We start from the raw sequence: 19,277 nt of genomic DNA, 5'->3' as shown, positions 1-19,277 counted from the left end.
CGGGCCGACGCACAGGGGCTGCGCGGACCGGAGGGCCGGTGCCATGCCTGGCCGAACGCGGACGGCCGACACGGCGCGGTCGATCTCCGCAACCACCACGGGGCGAAGCCCCCGGAGGGGGCGGGCGGGTGGGAGCTAGGCCAGGCACGGGCGGGTGCGAGTTCGTCGCGGGTGGGGTCCGCGTGGAGCCTGCTCCCCGGTTGCCCCGCCCCCCCCCGGAGGGGGCAGGAGGTGGGAGATGGGTGAGGCGCGGGCGGCCGCGGGTTCGTCGTGGTGGGACACACGTGAGGCCTCGCCCCCGGCGTCCCCGCACCCCCGGCGGGGTTGTGCCCACCGCTCCCCGCCCCCTACCGACCTCGCCCCCGGCGGGGTTTCGCCCACCGCTGCCCTGCCCCCCCCGCCACCGGTGACACCCAGCCCCCCCCGACGGGGCCCCACGTACCCCCACCCCGGAACGGACCCACCCCACACGTACGCCCCGCCCCCGATGCGACCCACCCCACACGCCCCCCGTACCCCCGCCGGAACCGTTTCGCGGGTGGGGGGCGTCTTGGGGGGCGTGCAGCGCCATCGCTCGGGCGGCCACAGGGCCGCCGTCCGTTTCCGTGCGGCGGGGATCGTTCTTCTCGCCGCGCATCTCCTCTTCGTCGCGTGGTTCACGCTGCGCCCCCTTGACGTTCCCTGGGTCAGCGCCGCGAACCTGCATCCGCTCGCCGGCATCCGCTCCGACCTCGCCCTCGGCTGGCGCGAGGCGGCCCTGCGGATCGGCGAGGGTCTCGCGCTGCTCGCCCCGCTCGGCGTGCTGCTGCCCGTCGCCGGCGGCCGCATCGACGTATCGCCGTGGGGTTCGCTACTGCGCACGGTGTCCGCCGCCGCGATGATCTCGCTCGGCATCGAGCTGTTGCAGACGGGCGTCCCGGGCCAGGTCGTGGACATCGACTCACCGCTCCTCGCCACGACCGGCGTCGCCCTCGCCCACGTCCTCGTGGTGCCCGCCCTGCGCGCCAGGATCCGCCGCAGGGCCGACCGCGCGCCCCTCCCGGCGCAGGAGCCGGCTCAGGGTCCGACCCCGACGATTACCAGGGTCGGCATCGCCCCGTGAGCTGACGTTTTGCCGGGCCCGTCGCCGTACATTCGAAGACGTAAGCACGACAACACCGAAGACCCACGGTTCGCGAAGGAGCCCACCATGACCGCCCTTGCCCGCCCCACCAACGGACGGATGATCGGCGGAGTGTGCGCAGCGCTGGCACGGCGCTTCGGCACCTCCGCGACCACGATGCGCGTGATCTTCCTGGTCTCGTGCCTGCTGCCGGGACCGCAGTTCCTGCTCTACATCGCGCTGTGGATCCTGTTCCCGAGTGAGAACAAGGTCCGCCAGGCCTGGTGACATCGGGCCGTACGCCGAAGGGGCGCCGCCGCGTGATCGCGGGGCGCCCCTTCGGCGTGTGCGGTGGGTCAGCCGCCGAGGCCGCCGACCGGCAGGCCGCCGAGCAGCCCGGAGACGGCGTCGCCGCCGTCGCCCGACAGGGCGCCCTTGGCGGCCTGGTCGACGACCGGGGTCGCGGTGTTCAGGCCGTTGCTGACGGCGGTCTGGGCACCGGCCAGGGACTCGGTGCCTGCGGGCAGCGACGAGGTCACGTTCTCCAGCGGCACGGCGGAGGTCACGGTGCCGAGGGCGTCGGTCGCGGCGGGGGCGGCCGGGGCGGCGTTCGCGGCGCCGGCACCGGCGGCGGCGAAGGCGACTCCGAGGGCGGCGACACCGAGGGTCTTGGCAGACTGCTTCATTGTGAAATGCGTCCTCTTGACGATGACGGGGGAATGAGCGGTCCACGACCGTAAACATTCCTTCGCTGCACCCGCAAACAGCGAAACGCGGTCTGGAACAATCGTTCCAGACCGCGTCAACACGCCGAGAAAATCCCCTACTCGGCGACAGAACCGCTGGTGGAAGCGGTCTGCCGGAACAGCCATTCGGATTTCAACTCGGCATATCCGGGCTTGATGACGTCATTGATCATCGCCAGTCGTTCATCGAAAGGAATGAATGCTGACTTCATCGCATTGACAGAAAACCACTGCATGTCGTCGAGCGTGTAACCGAACGCGTCGACCAGGTGCTCGAACTCGCGGCTCATCGACGTACCGGACATGAGGCGGTTGTCGGTGTTGACCGTGGCCCTGAAGTGCAGCTTCCGCAGCAGCCCGATGGGGTGCTCGCCGTAGGAACTCGCGGCGCCGGTCTGCAGGTTCGACGAGGGGCACATCTCCAGCGGGATCCGCTTGTCGCGCACGTACGAGGCGAGGCGGCCCAGTTGGACCGTGCCGTCCTCGGACACCTTGATGTCGTCGATGATCCGCACGCCGTGCCCGAGACGGTCCGCGCCGCACCACTGGAGCGCCTGCCAGATCGACGGCAGGCCGAAGGCCTCGCCCGCGTGGATCGTGAAGTGGTTGTTCTCCCGCTTGAGGTACTCGAACGCGTCGAGGTGCCGGGTGGGCGGGAAGCCGGCCTCGGCGCCCGCGATGTCGAAGCCGACGACGCCCAGGTCCCGGTAGGAGTTGGCGAGTTCGGCGATCTCCAGGGCGCGGGCCGCGTGCCGCATCGCGGTGAGCAGGGCGCCGACGCGGATGCGGTGCCCGTTCTCCTTGGCGCGCCGCTCGCCCTCCCTGAAGCCGTCGTTGACCGCTTCGACGACCTCTTCGAGGGTGAGGCCGCCCTCCAGGTGCTGCTCGGGCGCGTAGCGGATCTCGGCGTAGACGACGCCGTCCTCCGCGAGGTCCTCGGCGCACTCGGCGGCGACGCGGAAGAGCGCCTCGCGGGTCTGCATGACGGCGCAGGTGTGGCTGAACGTCTCCAAGTACCGCTCGAGGGAGCCGGAGTCGGCGGCCTCGCGGAACCAGACGCCGAGCTTGTCGGGGTCGGTCTCCGGCAGGTTCTCGTATCCCTGCTCGCGCGCCAGGTCGACGATCGTGCCGGGCCTGAGGCCGCCGTCGAGGTGGTCGTGCAGGAGCACCTTGGGTGCGCGGCGGATCTGTTCGGCGGTCGGCACCCGGGGGCTGTCGGGGTTCACGGTGATCTGGCTCGTCATTTCCGCACTCTAACGCCTACGCGCGTAGATCGCTGCGGTTCGTTGCCTGTTCGTTGCGAGGAGTGAGGAGGGGGGAGGAGCGGACGTGGAGGTGACGTACGGGTGTTCCGGTCATGATCCGTCGATACCCAACAGTGACCCGACCACCGGCGGCGCCCACCGGGCTTCTGACACTGTGCTGTCATGCAGCAGCGAGCGACGCAGGGCCGCGAGGCGCGGCTTGCCAGGGCGGCCGGGCCGGTGCCGGGGGCGGTGGGCGGCGTGGTGCTGCTGCTCCCCGCGGGCGAGGAGACGTCGACCCGCAGACCGAAGCCGTTCGACGGGTACGCCCTGCGTCCGCTCGCCCGCCGCCTCACGCGCGCGGGCGGCGAAGCGGGCCTGGTCGCCCACGTCGTGCGGTATCGCGGCCGGGGCTGGAACGGGGCGCAGGCCGAGCTGGTGCGGGACGCCCGGTGGGCGGCCGACGAGGTCGTGCGCCGCTACGGCGACGTACCGATCTGCCTCGCCGGCGTCGACATGGGCGCCCGCGCCGCGCTCCGGGCGGCCGACCACGAGGCGGTCAACTCCGTGCTCGCACTGGCCCCTTGGCTGCCGGAGGACGACGTGGCGGCGCCGCTCGAACCGGTGAGGCAGCTCGCGGGCCGCCGCGTCCTCATCGTGCACGGCACCGACGACCGGCGCACCGACCCGGAGTTGTCGTTCCGGTTCGCGGGCCGCGCCAAGAAGGCCAACCGGGACGTGTGCCGCTTCGAGGTGCACTCGGACGGGCACGGGCTGGCCCAGCACCGCTTCGAAGTCGCTTCTCTTGCCGTGGATTTCACGTTGGGCGCGCTGTTCGGCCGGCCGTTCTCGCGCCCTCTTCAGGACGCGCTCGCGGCGCCGCCACCGCTGGGGTTGCGGATGCCGCTGGCCGCGGGGTTCGGGCGCACGCTCTGAGCGTCGTGCCGCACCGGCCCGCGCGTCTCAGGCGGCGGGGCCGCCACTGTGCTCGGGCAGCAGCTTCCCCCTGCGCGACAGCAGGAACTTCTTGAACGCCGCTACGGGCGGTGTGTCCGGGTGGCCGTCGAGCCAGGCGACGCCGATCTCGCGGACCGCCCGCTGCCCCGTCACCGTCAGCTCCACGACTCCCGGCCGCGGCACGGTCGGCGGTGGCAGCAGGGCGACGCCGAGGCCCGCCGCGACGAAGCCGCGCAGCGTCTCCGCCTCCTCGCCCTCGAACGCGATCCGGGGCTTGAACCCGGCCTCCGCGCACAGGTCGTCGCAGATGCGGCGCAGCCCGTAGCCGGGTTCGAGCGTCACGAAGGTTTCGTCGGCGGCCTCCGCGAGGCGGATGCGCTTGCGGCCCGCGAGCCGGTGGCCCTCGGGGACGACGAGGCGCAGGCGCTGCTCGTCGAGGCGGCGCGCGACCAGTCCCGGCGCGTCGGGGACGGGCGAGGTGAGGCAGAGGTCGAGCTCGCCGGCGCGCAGCCGCTCCAGCATCGCCTCCCCGTAGTTCTGCACGAGGCTGAAGCGGATGCGGGGGTGGTCGGCGCGGAAGGCGCGGATCAGGCCGGGCACGGTCTCCGTACCCATGGTGTGCAGGAAGCCGAAGGCGACCTTGCCGGACTCGGGGTCGGCGTCGGCGCGCACCGACTCGGCGGCCCGCTCGATCTCGCCGAGCGCCCGCTCGACCGAGCCGAGGAACGTACGGCCCGCGGGGGTCAGCGACACCGTGCGGCCGTGCCGGGCGAAGAGCTCGACACCGAGGTCGCGTTCGAGGCGGACCAGGGCGCGGGAGAGCGTGGACTGCGGCACGTTCATCTCCTGCGCGGCGCGCGTGACGTGCTCGGTGCGGGCGACCCCCGCGAAGTGCGCGAGGCGCGGCGCGAGCAGCGCGACGATGTCTTCCGTGTCACTGAACGGTGACAGGCGCGGCTCCGACCTCTGTTCATGCTGCATGGGAACGATTATGGCGTCTTCATGCATTGGACGCATGAGTGCAGGTGAGCCTAGTTTCGTGGCATGTCTCCCGCCAGTAGCCGGGCGGCCGTCTCCACCGACGCGGTCGCCGACCCCAAGTCCCCCGCCGACACCCGGATGACACCCGGAGGCCCCGGCTACCGCCGCATGAGCCTCGCGCTGTTCCTCGCAGGAGTCGCCACCTTCGCGCTCCTCTACTCGACGCAGGCCCTGCTCCCCCTCATCTCCGACGACTACGCGGCGAGCGCGAGCGCCGCCGCCTGGACGGTCTCCGCCTCGACGTTCGCGCTGGCGGTGTGCGTGCTGCCGCTGAGCGCCCTGTCCGAGCGGTTCGGTCGGCGCACGGTGATGACGGCCTCGCTGACGGTGGCGGTCCTCGTCGGGCTGCTGGTCCCCTTCGCCCCGAACCTCGGCGTGCTGATCACGCTGCGCGCCCTCCAGGGCGCGGCGCTGGCCGGTCTGCCCGCTTCCGCGATGGCGTACCTCGCGGAGGAGGTGCGGCCGAAGGCGCTGGTCGCGGCCATCGGCCTGTTCGTGGCGGGCAACTCCATCGGCGGCATGAGCGGCCGGATCATCGGCGGCTGGCTCGCGCAGGCGTGGGGCTGGCGAGTGGCCGTCGGCGTCATCGGGGTGATCGCGGTGGCGTGCGCCGTCGCGTTCCGGATGCTGCTGCCGACGCCGCGCAACTTCACGCCGGGGTCGCTGCGCCCGCGCGCCCTCGCCGCCACGGTCGGCAGCCACCTCGCGAACCCGCTGCTGCGCCGCCTGTACCTGATCGGCGCGCTGTTCATGATGGTGTTCGGCGGGGTCTACACGGTGATCGGCTACCGGCTGTCCGCCGCCCCGTTCTCGCTCCCGCAGGGCGTCGTCGGCTCGATCTTCATCGTCTACCTGGTCGGGACGGTCTCCTCGGCCGCCGCCGGCCGCCTCGTCACGCGGCTCGGCCGGCGCGGCACGCTCTACCTGGCGGCGGGCACCACGATGGCGGGACTGCTGCTCGCCCTCGTCCCGAACATCGTCCTCGTCCTGCTCGGTCTGGTGCTGATCACGGCGGGCTTCTTCGCGGGCCACGCGACGGCCTCGTCGTCCGTCAGCCACACCGCCACGCACGGCCGCGCGCAGGCGTCGGCGCTGTACCAGAGCATGTACTACGTCGGGTCCTCCGTCGGCTCGGCCGTCGGCGCCGTCGCCTTCCACGCCGGGGGCTGGGCGGGGACGGTCGGCCTCGGCTTCCTCGCGGTGCTCGGCGTCGTGGCGATCACGGTCTGGGGCTCGTACGCGGCCCGGACCGCGCGGCACCGGACGGGCGGTCCGGTCGCGGCGCACTGAACGAGCGCCCCACCCGTTCCATCAGCGGCCTTCCGACCTGCGGATTTCCCCGGTCGGGAGGCCGTTGTCAGTGGGCTGCGGTAGCTTTCGTCGTGCTGGAACTCACAGCGGCGATGGGGGCGTTGAAATGAGTGACACCGCGACGACGGCGGGTCTGGACGACCTGGAGAAGCACCGGGTCGAGCTGACGGGGTACTGCTACCGGATGCTGGGCTCGGCGTTCGAGGCCGAGGACGCCGTGCAGGACACGATGGTCCGGGCCTGGCGCAGCTTCGACAAGTTCGAGGGCCGCTCGTCGCTGCGCTCCTGGCTGTACCGCATCGCGACGAACGTGTGCCTGGACTCGCTGAACGCGGGGAACAGGCGGGCCCGCCCGATGGACCTGACGGCGGCGGCGCCACTGGCGCAGGCGGCCCTGAACCCGCGGCCGGACAACGTATGGCTGGAGCCCGTGCCGGACGCCCGCGTGCTGCCCGCGGTGCACGATCCGGCGGAGGCGGCCGTGGCGCGCGAGTCGGTGCGGCTCGCGTTCGTGGCGGCGCTCCAGCAGCTGCCGCCGAAGCAGCGGGCGGTGCTCATCCTGCGCGAGGTCCTGGCGTGGAAGGCGCAGGAGGTCGCGGACCTGCTGGACACGTCGGTGGCGTCGGTGAACAGCGCGCTCCAGCGGGCCCGCGCCACGCTGGCGGAGGCGCCGCCCGCGGACTCGGCGACGGCCGACCCGCTGGACGAGGAGCAGCAGAAGCTCCTGGAGCGCTACATCGCGGCGTTCGAGGGCTACGACATGAAGGCCCTCACCGAGCTGCTGGCCGAGGACGCCATCATGACGATGCCGCCGTTCGACCTGTGGCTGCGCGGCCCGGAGGACATCACGGGATTCATGACGACGATCGGCGCGTCCTGCGCGGGTTCCCGGCTGCTGCCGGTGGTGTCGAACGGGACGCCGGCGTTCGCCCACTACAAGCCGGACCCGGACAAGGGAGGCTTCACGCCCTGGGCGATCCAGGTCATCGAGTTCTCAGGCGGGCGGATCGCGGGGTACCACTGCTTCCTCGACACGCAGCGCTGGTTCCCGCTGTTCGGCGTCCCCGACCACCTCGACGGCTGAGGTCCCTTCGTCCGGCGGCCGGGCTCCCAGCACGTCGGTCATCCCGGCGAGTTCGAGGAGCACGGCGAGCCCGGGTGGCGGGTCGCGGAGCACCATCCGGGATCCGGCGCGGCGGGCGGCGAGCTGGATGCGGGCGAGCGCGTCGAGCGTCGTGAGGTCGGCGGTGGTCACGGCGGAGACGTCGCAGACCACGGTCGGCGCGCCGGGCAGGACGGCGCGGACGCGCTCGCGCAGACGGGGTGCGTCGCCGGGGCGGATCGGCCCGGCGAGCACCACGACGGGCGGGGACTCGGGAGAGTGCGGGGAAGCGGCCACGTACGAATGACCGGGCGACGATGCGGAATTCATCGGTACGGCCGCGTCCCGGGGACGTGGCCCGGGTCACGTTGATTCGGATAGTGGATCAACGTTGACCGGCGATCCGTCCACGACGGAGTCTTGACGGGTGCAGGGGGTACTCAACGGTTTCGCGGTCATCGCGATCGTCATCGCGGTCGGCTACGTCATCGGGCGGCGCGGTCATCTGGGGGCCGAGGGCCGCGAGGTGCTCACCAAGCTCACCTTCCACGTCGCGACGCCCGCGCTGCTGTTCACCATGCTGGCCAAGGCGGACCTCGCGGTGATCCTGTCGCCGAGCCTGCTGGTCACGGCGCTGTCCACGGCGGCGATGGCCGGTCTGTTCATCGCGGCGGGGATCGTCAGGGGCTGGGGTGCGGGGCGGACCACGATCGGCGCGCTCTGCTCCTCGTACGTGAACTCGGGGAATCTGGGCATTCCGATCGCGGTGTATGTGCTCGGGGACGCCTCGCTGGTCGCGCCGGTGCTGCTGTTCCAGCAGCTCGTGGTGACGCCGATCGCGCTGACGGTGCTCGATCTGTCGGGGGCGGCGGCGTCCGGCGCGGAGCGGTCCTCGTGGGGGCAGCGGCTGCTCACGCCGTTCCGGAACCCGATCGCGATCGGCTCGCTGTGCGGGGTCCTGGTGTCGGCGACGGGGTGGCGGGTGCCGTCGCCGGTCTTCGACCCGCTGGAGCTGATCGGCAACATGTCGGTGCCGGCGATCCTTCTCGCCTTCGGCATCTCGCTGTGCGGGAGTTCGTGGCCGGGCGGCCGGGGCGCGGACCGGGCGCCGGTGCTGCTCTCGACGGTCCTGAAGGCGGCCGGCCAGCCGCTGGCGGCCTGGGCCCTGGCCTCCTTCGCCTTCGGCCTGCACGGCGCCCGCCTGCTGGATGTGGTGGTGACCTCGGCCCTCCCCGCGGCCCAGAACATCTTCACCTACGCGAGCCACTACCGCGTCGGCGAACGCCTGGCCCGCGAGTCCATCCTCCTGTCAACCATGGCCTCGGTCCCGGCCCTTGTGGTCGTGGCGGCGCTGCTGGGGTGATCTAGGGGGTGGGGAACTCGCCGGTGTCGATGGTCAGATCGAAGGGCGCCGGGAGGGTGAGCGGGTCTCCGAACTTGACGACGCTCAGCGCCCGGTACACGTCCCCCTTGGGCTCGCCGAAGAGCGTCGACGTGGGACCTTCGGGGGCCCAGCGATCGACGAGCAGGTAGAACGGGATGTCCGCGGCGGCGTATGCGGCGCATTTGCTGATGCGGTCGTTCGACGCGTTGGACTTCGAGGTGATCTCGACGACGAGCTCGGCGAGGGCGGCGGGGATGTGCGAATCCGATTCCACATCCGCATCGCCCGGCGCGACGAGGATGTCCGGGATGAGCATCCCCATGCGGGACGGCACGGCGATGGCCAGTGTTTGGAAAACCTCCCACTCCTGGGGGATCACGGAGTTCAGGCGTCGCTGAATACGCGCGGCGATCACGTTGTGCTGGTAGGCAGGTGAAGGTGACACGGTGATGGTCCCGTCGATGATCTCCACCTTGCTGCCCTCAGGCCTATCCATCTCCTCCCAGAACCGGACCAGTCGGTCCCAGCTCTGCTCGGGGTCATGGCGGACGGTGAGTGCGCTCATGGCGGTCTCCTATCAGTGCGTCACCGAGTACAGCATGCCGAACGGGACCGGTGGAGGTCCACCGATCCCGTTCACCCGAAGGAGAAAACCGCAGGTCAGGCGATACGTTCCAGCAGAATCGGGCGCGGCGTGAAGTCCGTTCCCGCGGGGGCGATGTCGTATGCGTCGGTGAGGGATTCGAGGGCGTACGGGAGGCGGTCGGGGGTGTCCGTGTGGAGGGTCATCAGGGTCTGGCCCGCGAAGACCGAGTCGCCGGGCTTGGCGTGGAGTTCGACGCCGGCCGCCGCCTGCACCGGGTCCTCCTTGCGGGAGCGGCCCGCGCCGAGGCGCCATGCGGCGAGGCCCACGTCCATCGCGTCGAGCCGGGTGAGGACGCCGGACTCGGGCGCCGTCACCACGTGCGTCTCGCGGGCCGTGGGCAGCGCCGCGTCCGGGTCGCCGCCCTGCGCCGCGATCATCCGCCGCCAGGCGTCCATCGCCGAGCCGTCGGCGAGCGCCTTCGCCGGGTCGGCGTCCCTGAGGCCCGCCGCGTCGAGCATCTCGCGGGCGAGCGCGAGGGTCAGCTCCACGACGTCGTCGGGGCCGCCGCCCGCCAACACCTCGACGGACTCCCGGACTTCGAGCGCGTTGCCCGCCGTGAGGCCGAGCGGGGTGTTCATGTCCGTCAGCAGGGCGACCGTCGGCAGGGCGTGGTCCGTGCCCAACCCGACCATCGTGCGGGCGAGTTCGCGGGCCGCGTCCAGGTCTTTCATGAAGGCCCCGGAACCGACCTTGACGTCCAGGACGAGCGAGCCCGTACCCTCCGCGATCTTCTTCGACATGATCGAGGACGCGATCAGCGGGATGCACTCGACCGTGGCCGTGACGTCGCGCAGCGCGTAGAGCTTCTTGTCGGCGGGGGCGAGGCCGCTGCCCGGGGCGCAGACGACCGCGCCGACGTCCTCGAGGGTGCGCATCATCTCGTCGTTGCCGAGGTTCGCGCGCCAGCCGGGGATCGCCTCCAGCTTGTCGAGCGTGCCGCCGGTGTGGCCGAGGCCGCGCCCCGACAGCTGCGGGACGGCCGCGCCGCAGGCCGCGACGAGCGGGGCCAGCGGCAGCGTGATCTTGTCGCCGACGCCGCCGGTGGAGTGCTTGTCGGCGGTCGGCCGGGACAGGGCGGAGAAGTCCATGCGCTCGCCGGAGGCGATCATCGCGGCGGTCCAGCGGGCGATCTCCGCGCGGTCCATCCCGTTCAGGAAGATCGCCATGGCCAGCGCGGACATCTGCTCGTCGGCGACGTCACCGCGGGTGTACGCGTCGACGACCCAGTCGATCTGCGCGTCGGAGAGCCGCCCGCGGTCGCGCTTGGTACGGATGACGGAGATGACGTCCATGGCAAATCCTCCAACGGTTCAGCACAGCGTGACGTGCCCCGTCACGCTCCACGGCACGGCCGCGACTCTACGCGCATAGACGTCTCGCGTGAAGCCCGTCGTGGCTGTCGAGGCACCCCGTCGTGAAGACACCGAAGGGCCCGCGCGTGTGACCTCCACACGCGCGGGCCCCTGTGGTTCAGCTCAGGTGCTCGGGTCCGAACGCCTCCGGCAGCATCTCCCCCAGCGTCCGCACCCCCGCTCCCGTCTCCAGGAGCAGCTCCCTGCCCCCGAACTCGTAGAGCAGCTGGCGGCAGCGGCCGCACGGCATCAGCAGGTCGCCCTTGCCGTCCACGCACGTGAAGTGGGTGAGCCGGCCGCCGCCCGTGGCCACCAGCGTCGACACGAGCCCGCACTCGGCGCACAGGCCGAGCCCGTACGAGGCGTTCTCGACGTTGCAGCCGGTGATCGTGCGGCCGTCGTCGACGAGGGCGGCGGCGCCGACCGGGAAGCCGGAGTACGGGGCGTAGGCGCGCTCCATCGCGTCGCGCGCGGCCCGCCGCAGGGCCTCCCAGTCGACCGTCGTCGTCACGAACCCTGGCCCTTCCGGTACGGCTGGCCGTTCGCCCTCGGCATCCGCAGGCGCTGCGCCGAGAAGGAGAGGACCAGCAGCGTGGCGATGTACGGGACAGCGGTCACGAGCTGCTGCGGCACATCGTCGGTGGTCGCGTACCAGATTGCCGCACCGGCTGCGGCCACGGCGCAGACGACACCGGCGACGTACTTCTTCTTGACCAGCGTCCAGATCGCGGCGATGACCAGGAGCATCGCCACCAGGAGGAGCAGCGCGTGCACGTTCTCCGTGCCGCCGCGCAGGCGGAGGCTGTCGGTGTAGCCGAACAGGCCCGCGCCGAGGGCGAGTCCGCCCGGCATCCAGTTGCCGAAGATCATCGCGGCGAGGCCGATGTAGCCCTTCCCGGCCGTCTGCCCCTCCAGGTAGAAGGGGTTCGCGACGATGGAGAGGAACGCGCCGCCGAGGCCCGCGAGGCCGCCGGAGATGACGACCGCCAGGTACTTGTACTTGAGGACGTTGACGCCGAGGGACTCGGCCGCGACGGGGTTCTCGCCGCAGGACCGCAGGCGCAGGCCGAACGGGGTGCGCCACAGCACCCACCAGGTGACCGGGATCAGCGCGACCGCGACGACGGTGAGCGGCGACAGGTCGGTGACCAGGCCGCCGAGCAGGCCCGCGATGTCGGAGACCAGGAACCAGTGCTTCTCGTTCAGCGTCGTCAGCCAGTCGGAGAGGCCGGGGACGGTGAACGTGCCGAGCGATTCGACCGGCGGGGACTGCTTGGTGGTGCCGCCCTCGACGCCCTCGAACGTGAAGTTGGAGAGGTAGCGGGTGGCGCCGAGCGCGAGGATGTTGATGGCCACGCCGGACACGATGTGGTTCACGTTGAAGGTGACGGTGACGACCGCGTGCAGCAGTCCGCCGAGCGCACCGCCGACGATGCCGGCGCACACGCCGACCCACGGACCCCACTGGTAGCCGGCCCAGGCACCGAACCAGGTGCCGAGGATCAGCATGCCCTCGAGGCCGATGTTGACGACGCCCGCCCGCTCGGACCACAGGCCGCCGAGGCCCGCGAGGCCGATGGGCACGGCGAGTTGGAGGGCGGTCGCCATCTGGCTGACGTTCGTGATGCCGTCGGCGTCCGTGATCAGGCGGACCACGGAGGTCAGGATGAGGACGCCCGCGATGGCGAGCATCAGGACCGGCAGTGAGAGCTTGCGGCGGCCGCCGGGTGCGGGCTGCGACGCGGCCTTCTTGTCGACGAGGACCGTGCTCATCGGGCAGCCACCTCCTTCTCCGTGTCGTTGCTGTTGTCGTTGCCCGAGGCCGCGGCGACCGCGAGTTCGATGCCGACCCTGCGCTGCTGGCGGCGCTGGCCCCAGACGCGCACGGCCTCGTAGGAGACCACCACGGCGATCGTGATGATGCCCTGCATGATGACCGCGATCTCCTTGTCGTAGCCCTGCAGGTCGAGCTCCTGCGAGGCCTTCTCCAGCCAGGAGATGAGGAGCGCGGCGAAGGCGATGCCGACGGGCGAGTTCCGGCCGAGCAGGGCGATCGTGATGCCCTGGAAGCCGATCGTCGTCGGGAAGGTCAGCGAGTACGTGTGGGTGTCGCCGAGCAGCAGCGGCAGACCCGCGAGGCCCGCGAGCGCGCCCGACACCAGCATCGCGGTCAGCACCATGCGCTTGGCGTCGACGCCGGAGGCCGCGGCGGCCGACTCGGAGGCGCCCGTGGCGCGCAGGTCGAAGCCGAAGCGGGTGCGGTTGAGGACGAACCAGTAGGCGACGCCGAGCAGCGCGGCGATCACCACGAAGCCGTAGATCTCGCCCGCCGCCCCCATGTTGATGCCGGGGAACCAGCCGGACTCGTGCATCACGCCGGTCGTCTTGTTGTTGCCGACCTGCACGCCGAAGACGCTCGGCAGGTAGAGGTAGCCGATGACGCTGGACGCGATCGAGTTCAGCATGATCGTCGCGACGACCTCGCTGACGCCGCGCGTCACCTTCAACAGGCCCGCGATGCCCGCCCACATGGCGCCGGTGAGCATCGCGACGAGGATCAGCATCGGCACCTGGACGAAGCCGGGCAGCGCCACCTTCGCGCCGACGATCGCGGCGACCACGGCGGCGAGCCGGTACTGGCCGTCCACACCGATGTTGAAGAGGTTCATGCGGAAGCCGATGGCGACCGCGAGCGCGGCGAGGTAGTACATGCCGGCCTGATTGATGATCAGGACCTGCACGTCCGAGAACGTCGCCTGCTCGAACATGATGCTGTACGGCTCGATCGGCGACTTGCCCGAGGCGAGCAGCACCACCGAGGTGAGCACGACGGCGGTGACGAGGGCGATGACGGGTCCCGCCACGCCCAGGAGCAGCCGCTCCTTGTCGAACTTCTTCGTCGAGGTCATGGCCATCAGGACTCGTCCTCCGGCTGCCGGGCGGCCGGGATCTCGGCGCCTTCTTCTACGTGTTCGAGGTGGCCGGAGGCCGCGCCCGTCATGGCCGAACCCAGCTCCTCCGGCGTGATGGTCGCCGGGTCGGCGTCGGCGACGAGCCGCCCCCGGTACATCACGCGCAGGGTGTCGGAGAGGCCGATCAGCTCGTCCAGGTCGGCCGAGATCAGCAGGACCGCGAGGCCCTCTCGGCGCGCCTCGCGGATCTGGTCCCAGATCTGGGCCTGCGCGCCGACGTCCACACCGCGCGTGGGGTGCGCGGCGATGAGGAAGCGCGGCTTGTGGCTCATCTCGCGGCCCACGATGAGCTTCTGCTGGTTGCCGCCGGACAGCGACGCCGCGGTGACGTCGATGCCGGGGGTGCGGACGTCGTACTCCTCGACGATGCGGCGGGTGTCGGCCTGCGCGGCCTTGATGTCGATCAGCACGCCGCGCGCGTTCGGCTTCTCGGTGACGTGGCCGAGGATCCGGTTCTCCCACAGCGGCGATTCGAGCAGCAGGCCGTGCCGGTGACGGTCCTCGGGGATGTAACCGATGCCCCGCTCGCGGCGCTTGCGGGTGGCCCAGGAGGTGATCTCCTCCGGCCCCGAATCGCCGGCCAGCGAGATGTGGCCCGAGTCGGCGTGCTTGAGGCCGATCAGGGCGTCGATCAGCTCGGTCTGCCCGTTGCCCTCGACGCCCGCGAGGCCGAGGACCTCACCGGCGTGGATGGTGAACGAGATGTCGTCGAGCAGCGGGCGGCCGCCCTCGGCGTCGAGCCGCAGGCCCTCGACGGTGAGCACGGCGCGGTCCGTGACCGTCGACTCGGCGGTCTCGGGGGTCGGCAGTTCGGAGCCGACCATCAGCTCGGCGAGCTGCTTCGGCGTGGTCTCGGCGGGGACGGCGGTGCCGACCGTGGTGCCGCGCCGGATGACGGTGATCTCGTCGGCGACGGACAGGACTTCGCCGAGCTTGTGCGAGATGAAGATGACGGACAGGCCCTCGGCCTTGAGCTCGCGCAGGTTGTCGAAGAGCGCGTCGACCTCCTGCGGCACGAGCACGGCGGTCGGCTCGTCGAGGATCAGCGTGGTGGCGCCCCGGTAGAGGACCTTGAGGATCTCCACGCGCTGTCGGTCGGCGACGCCCAGGTCCTCGACGCGCACGTCGGGCCTGACGTTCAGGTGGTACCGCTCGGATATCTCGACGATCTTGCGGCGGGCCCGCGCCCCGATCCCGTACAGCTTCTCGCTGCCGAGCACCACGTTCTCGAGGACCGTGAGGTTGTCGGCGAGCATGAAGTGCTGGTGCACCATGCCGATGCCGCGCGCGATGGCGTCGGCGGGCGAGGAGTACGAGACGGTGGCCCCGTCGATGGCGATCGTGCCCTCGTCCGGCTTCTGCATGCCGTAGAGGATCTTCATCAGCGTCGACTTGCCCGCACCGTTCTCACCGACGAGGGCGTGCACGGTGCCCTTGTGGACGGTGAGGTGGATGTCGTGGTTGGCGACGACGCCGGGGAAGCGTTTGGTGATGCCGGCCAGTTCTACGGCCGGTGGGCTCTGGGACGCGTTGATGGCGCACTCTCCTGGAGAAGGGGGCCGGGCGCCGTTCACTGCGCTGGAGCCCCTACGGCTGCGAACGGGGCGCGGTGGAAGCCCCGGTGCCCACGGAACTCCCCCGCGAGCACCAGGCTCCCCGCACCCCGCTGCGCACTCATGTCCGCGTGGTTACGGCTTGCTCTGAACCTTGATCTTGCCGCTGGTGATGCCCGACTTCGCGGTCTTCAGCGCCTTCTGGATCTCCTCGTCGCCGGAGAACTTCGGGTTCGAGTCCGCGAGGCCGACCTCCCCCGACTTCAGGTCGCCGGTGACGATGCCCGTCTCGGGCTTGCCATCCTGGACCGACTTGGCGAGGTTGTACACGGCCTCCGACACGTTCTTCGTGGCCGACGTCAGGATGCTGTCCTTGTACTTGGCGAGGGCCTTCTGCTGGTACTGGTCGGAGTCGACACCGATCGCCCAGACCTTCTTCGCGGCGGCGGCCTGGATCACGCCCTGACCGGAGAGACCGGCGGCGTGGTAGACGACGTCGGCGCCCTTCTCGATCTGTGCGGACGCGGCGGTCTTGCCCTTGTCGGGGCTGGAGAAGCCGCCCTCGTCGGCGGTCTCGGTCAGGTACTGCTTGACGACCTTGACCTTGGGGTCGGTGTCCTTGACGCCCTGCGTGAAGCCGGCCTCGAACTTGTGGATCAGCGGTACGTCGACGCCGCCGATGAAGCCGACGGTGTCGGTCTTGGTGGCCTTCGCGGCGGCGACGCCGGCGAGGTAGGAGGCCTCCTGCTCGCTGAAGACGAGGTCCGCGACGTTCTTCGCCTGGACCGTGGCGTCGTCGACGATGCCGAAGGTGGTGTTCGGGTACTTCTTGGCGGCGGCCTTCACGGCGGGCGCGTACGCGTAGCCGATGCCGATCACCGGGTTGTAGCCGGCCTTGGCGAGGGAGACCAGGCGCGCGGTCTTGTCCGCGTCGGTCTCGCCGTCGGTCGGCTCCTGGTCCTCGCCCTTGTAGCCGAACTCCTTCTTGGCCTTGACCATGCCCGCGTAGGCGGCGTCGTTGAACGACTGGTCGCCGCGGCCACCGACGTCGTAGGAGATGGCGATGCCCGTGGACTTGCCACCGTTCTTGTCCTTGGCGGCCTCGCTCGAGGTGCCGCCGCAGGCGGTGAGGGAGGCGGCGATGGCGACGGTCGCAGTGCCTGCGAGCGCGATGCGGGAAACCCGACGCATGGAATGAGCTCCTAGAGGTACAGAGGTACGTACGAGCACCGACGACGGACCGGACGGCGCTGGCTTCGCCGCAGATTAACGCGCGTAGAACGCGCGTTGAACCCCCTCAAGAAGACCGTTATCGGTCCGTACTGCAAAGCGCCCCGGCCTCCTCGTGGAGGCCGGGGCGCTTCGGGTGTGCGGGGCGCGGGTGCCTTACGGCTTGGTCGCCACCTCGACCTTGCCGTCGATGATGTCCTGCTTGGCCTTGTCGACCGCCTCGGCCAGGCCGGGGATCTCCTTGTACTTGGGGTTGGTGTCGGTGATGCCGACGCCGCCCGCCTTCAGGTCGAACCGGGTCACACCGGACAGCGGCTTCTTGTCGTGCACGGACTTGGCGAGTTCGTAGACGGCGCGGCCGACGTCCTTCGTCGCCGACGTCAGGATGTAGTCCTTGTACTTCGCCAGGGGCTTCTGCTGGTACTGGTCCGAGTCGACGCCGATCGCGAACTTCTTCTTCGCGGCGGCGGCCTCGATCACGCCCTGCCCGGACAGTCCTGCCGCGTGGTAGATCACGTCGGCGCCCTTCTCCAACTGGGCGGCGGCGGCCGTCTTGCCCTTGTCGGGGCTGGAGAAGCCACCTTCCTGGGCGGTCTCCGTCAGGTACTGGGTCAGCACCTTCACCTTCGGGTCGGTGTCCTTCACGCCCTGCACGAAGCCGGCCTCGAACTTGTGGATGAGCGGTACGTCGACGCCGCCGACGTAGCCGACCGTCTTGCTCTTCGTGGCCTTCGCGGCGGCGACACCGGCGAGGTACGAGCCCTGCTCCTCGCTGAAGACGAGGTCCGCGACGTTCTTCGCCTGGATCGTGGAGTCGTCGATGATGCCGAAGGTCGTCTTCGGGTACTTCGCGGCGGCGGCCTTCACGGCGGGGGCGTACGCGAAGCCGACGCCGATCACCGGGTTGTATCCCTTCTTGGCGAGCGAGCTCAGCCGGGCGATCTTGTCGGCGTCGCTCTCGCCGTCGCTGGGCTCCTGGTCGTCGCTCTTGTAGCCGAACTCCTTGTCGGCCTTGACCATGCCCTCGTACGCGGCGTCGTTGAAGGACTGGTCGCCGCGGCCACCGACGTCGTAGGAGATGGCGAGGCCGAGGTTCTTGTCCTTGGCGTCGTCGCTCGCCTTGTCGGCGCTGGTGCCGCCACAGGCGGTGGCGGCGAGGGCGAGGCCGGCGACGGCGACGGACATCTGCGTGAGCCGGGACGTACGAGATGGACCCATGGTGAGGTGCTCCTTCGTCAACACGCCGTGTGGGGCGCTGAGTTCGGCGGAGCGTAACGCGCGTAGCGTGGCGGGTCAGGGGGTTGGACGGCGCCGTTATCGATTTGTGCCGCTGGCCCGTTACGTCGCGGTTAACCGTCGGCCGCGGCGTCCAGGAGGGCGGCGGCCGTGAAGAGTTCGACGCCGACCGTGATCGCGGACTCGTCGACGTCGAAGTCGCCCTGGTGGAGGTCGCGGGCGCCCCGCTCGCCCGGCGGCTTCACGCCCAGGCGGGCCATCGCGCCGGGGACGTGCTCCAGGTACCAGGAGAAGTCCTCGCCGCCGAGGCTCTGCTGGGTGTCCTCGACGGAGTCCGCGCCCCTGCGGGCGGTCATGGCGTCCCGCAGGAGGTCCGTGACCGCCGGGTCGTTGACGACCGGGGGGACGCCGCGGATGTAGTCGACCACCGGCTTCGCGCGGTACAGCTCGGCGATCTCCTGGATGGCGCCGTGCACCAGGTCGGGCGCCTGCCGCCACGCGTCCAGGTCGAGGCAGCGGACCGTGCCGGACAGTTCCGCGTGCTGCGGGATCACGTTGCACGCGTGCCCCGTCTCGAGCCGGCCCCAGGTGACGGCGAGCCCCGAACGGGCGTCGACGCGGCGGGCGACGAGCGCCGGGACCTCCGTGGCGACCTTCGCCGCGGCCGTGACCAGGTCGGTCGTCAGGTGCGGGCGCGCGGTGTGACCGCCGGGGCCGTCGAGCGTGACCTCCAGGCGGTCGCACGCCGAGGTGATGGGGCCGGGGCGGATGCCGATGCGGCCCGCGTCGACCTTCGGGTCGCAGTGCACGCCGATGACCCTGCGTACGCCGTCGAGGACCCCGCACTCGATCGCGTCGGGCGCGCCGCCGGGCAGCACCTCCTCCGCCGGCTGGAAGAGCAGCCGTACGGGATGCGGAAGGCGCCCCTCGCGGTGCAGGGCGGCGAGGACGAGGCCGGCGCCGAGGACGACCGTCGTGTGCACGTCGTGCCCGCACGCGTGCGCCCGGTCCGGAACGGTCGACCGGTACGCGCAGTCCGCCTTCGTGTCCGGGATCGGCAGCGCGTCGATGTCGGCGCGCAGCGCGAGCATGCCGCGCCCGCCGCGCCACGCGCCGTCCTCGGTGCCGATGTCACAGACGAGGCCGGTCCCCATGCCGAGCACGCGCGGCGCGAGCCCCGCCTGCTCGAGGCGGGTCTTGAGCGCCGCGGTGGTACGGAACTCCTGGTTGCCCAGCTCCGGGTGCATGTGCATGTCGCGCCGGAACGCGACGAGCTCGGCGCGGAGCGCCTCGGGCAGCGCACCGGGCAGTGCGGTGCCCGGCACGGCTTCCCCGGGCTTGTCGGCCTCTGACTCTCGGGACTTCAACTCGTTCACCCTCTGAAGGGTAGGGCGATGCAGG

The 19,277-nt window shown here is 71.0% G+C and carries 19 protein-coding genes; 6 read left to right on the top strand and 13 right to left on the bottom strand.

Annotated elements, in window-relative coordinates; genetic code table 11:
* Positions 1–559: 559 nt before the first annotated feature.
* Together ACTWJ8_RS24070 and ACTWJ8_RS24065 are read left to right on the top strand one after the other, a co-directional pair.
* Positions 560–1,102, top strand: a complete 543-nt coding sequence (locus ACTWJ8_RS24070; protein WP_443260249.1) for a VanZ family protein — start codon at positions 560–562, stop codon at positions 1,100–1,102.
* A gap of 87 nt (positions 1,103–1,189) precedes the next feature.
* The gene (locus ACTWJ8_RS24065; RefSeq protein ID WP_326016382.1) at positions 1,190–1,390 is read left to right on the top strand and encodes a PspC domain-containing protein; all 201 of its coding nucleotides are present in this window, start codon (positions 1,190–1,192) and stop codon (positions 1,388–1,390) included.
* 68 nt (positions 1,391–1,458) lie between these two features.
* On the opposite strand, the gene ACTWJ8_RS24060 is transcribed toward ACTWJ8_RS24065, so the two are convergent.
* Together ACTWJ8_RS24060 and ACTWJ8_RS24055 are read right to left on the bottom strand one after the other, a co-directional pair.
* Entirely contained in the window at positions 1,459–1,788 is a 330-nt protein-coding gene (locus ACTWJ8_RS24060; RefSeq protein ID WP_443260248.1) for an ATP-binding protein, read from the bottom strand.
* A gap of 137 nt (positions 1,789–1,925) precedes the next feature.
* Positions 1,926–3,092 carry an adenosine deaminase gene (locus ACTWJ8_RS24055; RefSeq protein ID WP_356374513.1) on the bottom strand — a complete coding sequence of 389 codons (1,167 nt, stop codon included), beginning with the start codon at positions 3,090–3,092 and terminating at the stop codon, positions 1,926–1,928.
* A 183-nt stretch (positions 3,093–3,275) separates the two neighbouring features.
* Here ACTWJ8_RS24055 and ACTWJ8_RS24050 point away from each other — a divergent pair, with 183 nt between their 5' ends.
* A complete protein-coding gene (locus ACTWJ8_RS24050; RefSeq protein ID WP_443260247.1) occupies positions 3,276–4,028 on the top strand; it encodes an alpha/beta hydrolase in 753 nt (250 codons plus the stop codon).
* Positions 4,029–4,055: 27 nt separating this feature from the next.
* Here ACTWJ8_RS24050 and ACTWJ8_RS24045 read toward each other — a convergent pair whose 3' ends face one another.
* A complete protein-coding gene (locus ACTWJ8_RS24045) occupies positions 4,056–5,030 on the bottom strand; it encodes a LysR family transcriptional regulator (RefSeq protein ID WP_356374517.1) in 975 nt (324 codons plus the stop codon).
* A 63-nt stretch (positions 5,031–5,093) separates the two neighbouring features.
* On the opposite strand from ACTWJ8_RS24045, the gene ACTWJ8_RS24040 reads away from it, so the two are divergent.
* Together ACTWJ8_RS24040 and ACTWJ8_RS24035 are read left to right on the top strand one after the other, a co-directional pair.
* Positions 5,094–6,380, top strand: coding sequence for an MFS transporter (locus ACTWJ8_RS24040; RefSeq protein ID WP_356374518.1), 1,287 nt, complete (start codon positions 5,094–5,096; stop codon positions 6,378–6,380).
* 127 nt (positions 6,381–6,507) lie between these two features.
* Positions 6,508–7,485, top strand: coding sequence for a sigma-70 family RNA polymerase sigma factor (locus ACTWJ8_RS24035; protein ID WP_356374520.1), 978 nt, complete (start codon positions 6,508–6,510; stop codon positions 7,483–7,485).
* Here the strand turns inward: ACTWJ8_RS24035 and ACTWJ8_RS24030 are convergent.
* Positions 7,396–7,800 carry an STAS domain-containing protein gene (locus tag ACTWJ8_RS24030; protein WP_356374522.1) on the bottom strand — a complete coding sequence of 135 codons (405 nt, stop codon included), beginning with the start codon at positions 7,798–7,800 and terminating at the stop codon, positions 7,396–7,398. The two genes, ACTWJ8_RS24035 and ACTWJ8_RS24030, sit on opposite strands and share 90 nt — an antisense overlap.
* Positions 7,801–7,930: 130 nt before the next feature.
* Here ACTWJ8_RS24030 and ACTWJ8_RS24025 point away from each other — a divergent pair, with 130 nt between their 5' ends.
* Positions 7,931–8,866, top strand: coding sequence for an AEC family transporter (locus ACTWJ8_RS24025; RefSeq protein WP_443260246.1), 936 nt, complete (start codon positions 7,931–7,933; stop codon positions 8,864–8,866).
* Between the two features lies 1 nt (position 8,867).
* Here ACTWJ8_RS24025 and ACTWJ8_RS24020 read toward each other — a convergent pair whose 3' ends face one another.
* The 9 genes from ACTWJ8_RS24020 to ACTWJ8_RS23980 all read right to left on the bottom strand — a co-directional run bounded on the left by ACTWJ8_RS24020 (position 8,868) and on the right by ACTWJ8_RS23980 (position 19,252).
* Positions 8,868–9,452 (bottom strand): Uma2 family endonuclease, encoded by a 585-nt coding sequence (locus ACTWJ8_RS24020; protein WP_443260245.1) that lies wholly within the window; start codon positions 9,450–9,452, stop codon positions 8,868–8,870.
* A 95-nt stretch (positions 9,453–9,547) separates the two neighbouring features.
* Positions 9,548–10,825 (bottom strand): thymidine phosphorylase, encoded by a 1,278-nt coding sequence (locus ACTWJ8_RS24015; RefSeq protein ID WP_443260244.1) that lies wholly within the window; start codon positions 10,823–10,825, stop codon positions 9,548–9,550.
* Between the two features lie 178 nt (positions 10,826–11,003).
* Positions 11,004–11,396 carry a cytidine deaminase gene (locus tag ACTWJ8_RS24010; protein WP_356374530.1) on the bottom strand — a complete coding sequence of 131 codons (393 nt, stop codon included), beginning with the start codon at positions 11,394–11,396 and terminating at the stop codon, positions 11,004–11,006.
* On the bottom strand, positions 11,393–12,658 hold the full coding sequence (locus ACTWJ8_RS24005; RefSeq protein ID WP_356374532.1) for an ABC transporter permease: 1,266 nt from the start codon (positions 12,656–12,658) through the stop codon (positions 11,393–11,395). The genes ACTWJ8_RS24010 and ACTWJ8_RS24005 overlap by 4 nt, the downstream gene beginning before the upstream one ends.
* A complete protein-coding gene (locus tag ACTWJ8_RS24000) occupies positions 12,655–13,794 on the bottom strand; it encodes an ABC transporter permease (protein ID WP_356375898.1) in 1,140 nt (379 codons plus the stop codon). Before ACTWJ8_RS24000 ends, ACTWJ8_RS24005 begins: the two co-directional genes overlap by 4 nt.
* 5 nt (positions 13,795–13,799) lie before the next feature.
* A complete protein-coding gene (locus ACTWJ8_RS23995; RefSeq protein ID WP_356375901.1) occupies positions 13,800–15,392 on the bottom strand; it encodes an ABC transporter ATP-binding protein in 1,593 nt (530 codons plus the stop codon).
* Between the two features lie 153 nt (positions 15,393–15,545).
* A complete protein-coding gene (locus tag ACTWJ8_RS23990) occupies positions 15,546–16,601 on the bottom strand; it encodes a BMP family lipoprotein (protein ID WP_443260243.1) in 1,056 nt (351 codons plus the stop codon).
* A 195-nt stretch (positions 16,602–16,796) separates the two neighbouring features.
* Positions 16,797–17,858, bottom strand: a complete 1,062-nt coding sequence (locus tag ACTWJ8_RS23985; RefSeq protein ID WP_443260242.1) for a BMP family lipoprotein — start codon at positions 17,856–17,858, stop codon at positions 16,797–16,799.
* A gap of 131 nt (positions 17,859–17,989) precedes the next feature.
* The gene (locus ACTWJ8_RS23980; RefSeq protein ID WP_356374538.1) at positions 17,990–19,252 is read right to left on the bottom strand and encodes an amidohydrolase; all 1,263 of its coding nucleotides are present in this window, start codon (positions 19,250–19,252) and stop codon (positions 17,990–17,992) included.
* Between the last annotated feature and the right edge of the window lie 25 nt (positions 19,253–19,277).

The sequence above is a fragment of the Streptomyces sp. SDT5-1 genome, assembly GCF_052245995.1.
Classification (GTDB): Bacteria; Actinomycetota; Actinomycetes; order Streptomycetales; family Streptomycetaceae; genus Streptomyces.
The sequence above is the reverse complement of the archived record's forward strand: the minus strand, read 5'-3'. Positions and strand labels throughout refer to the sequence as shown.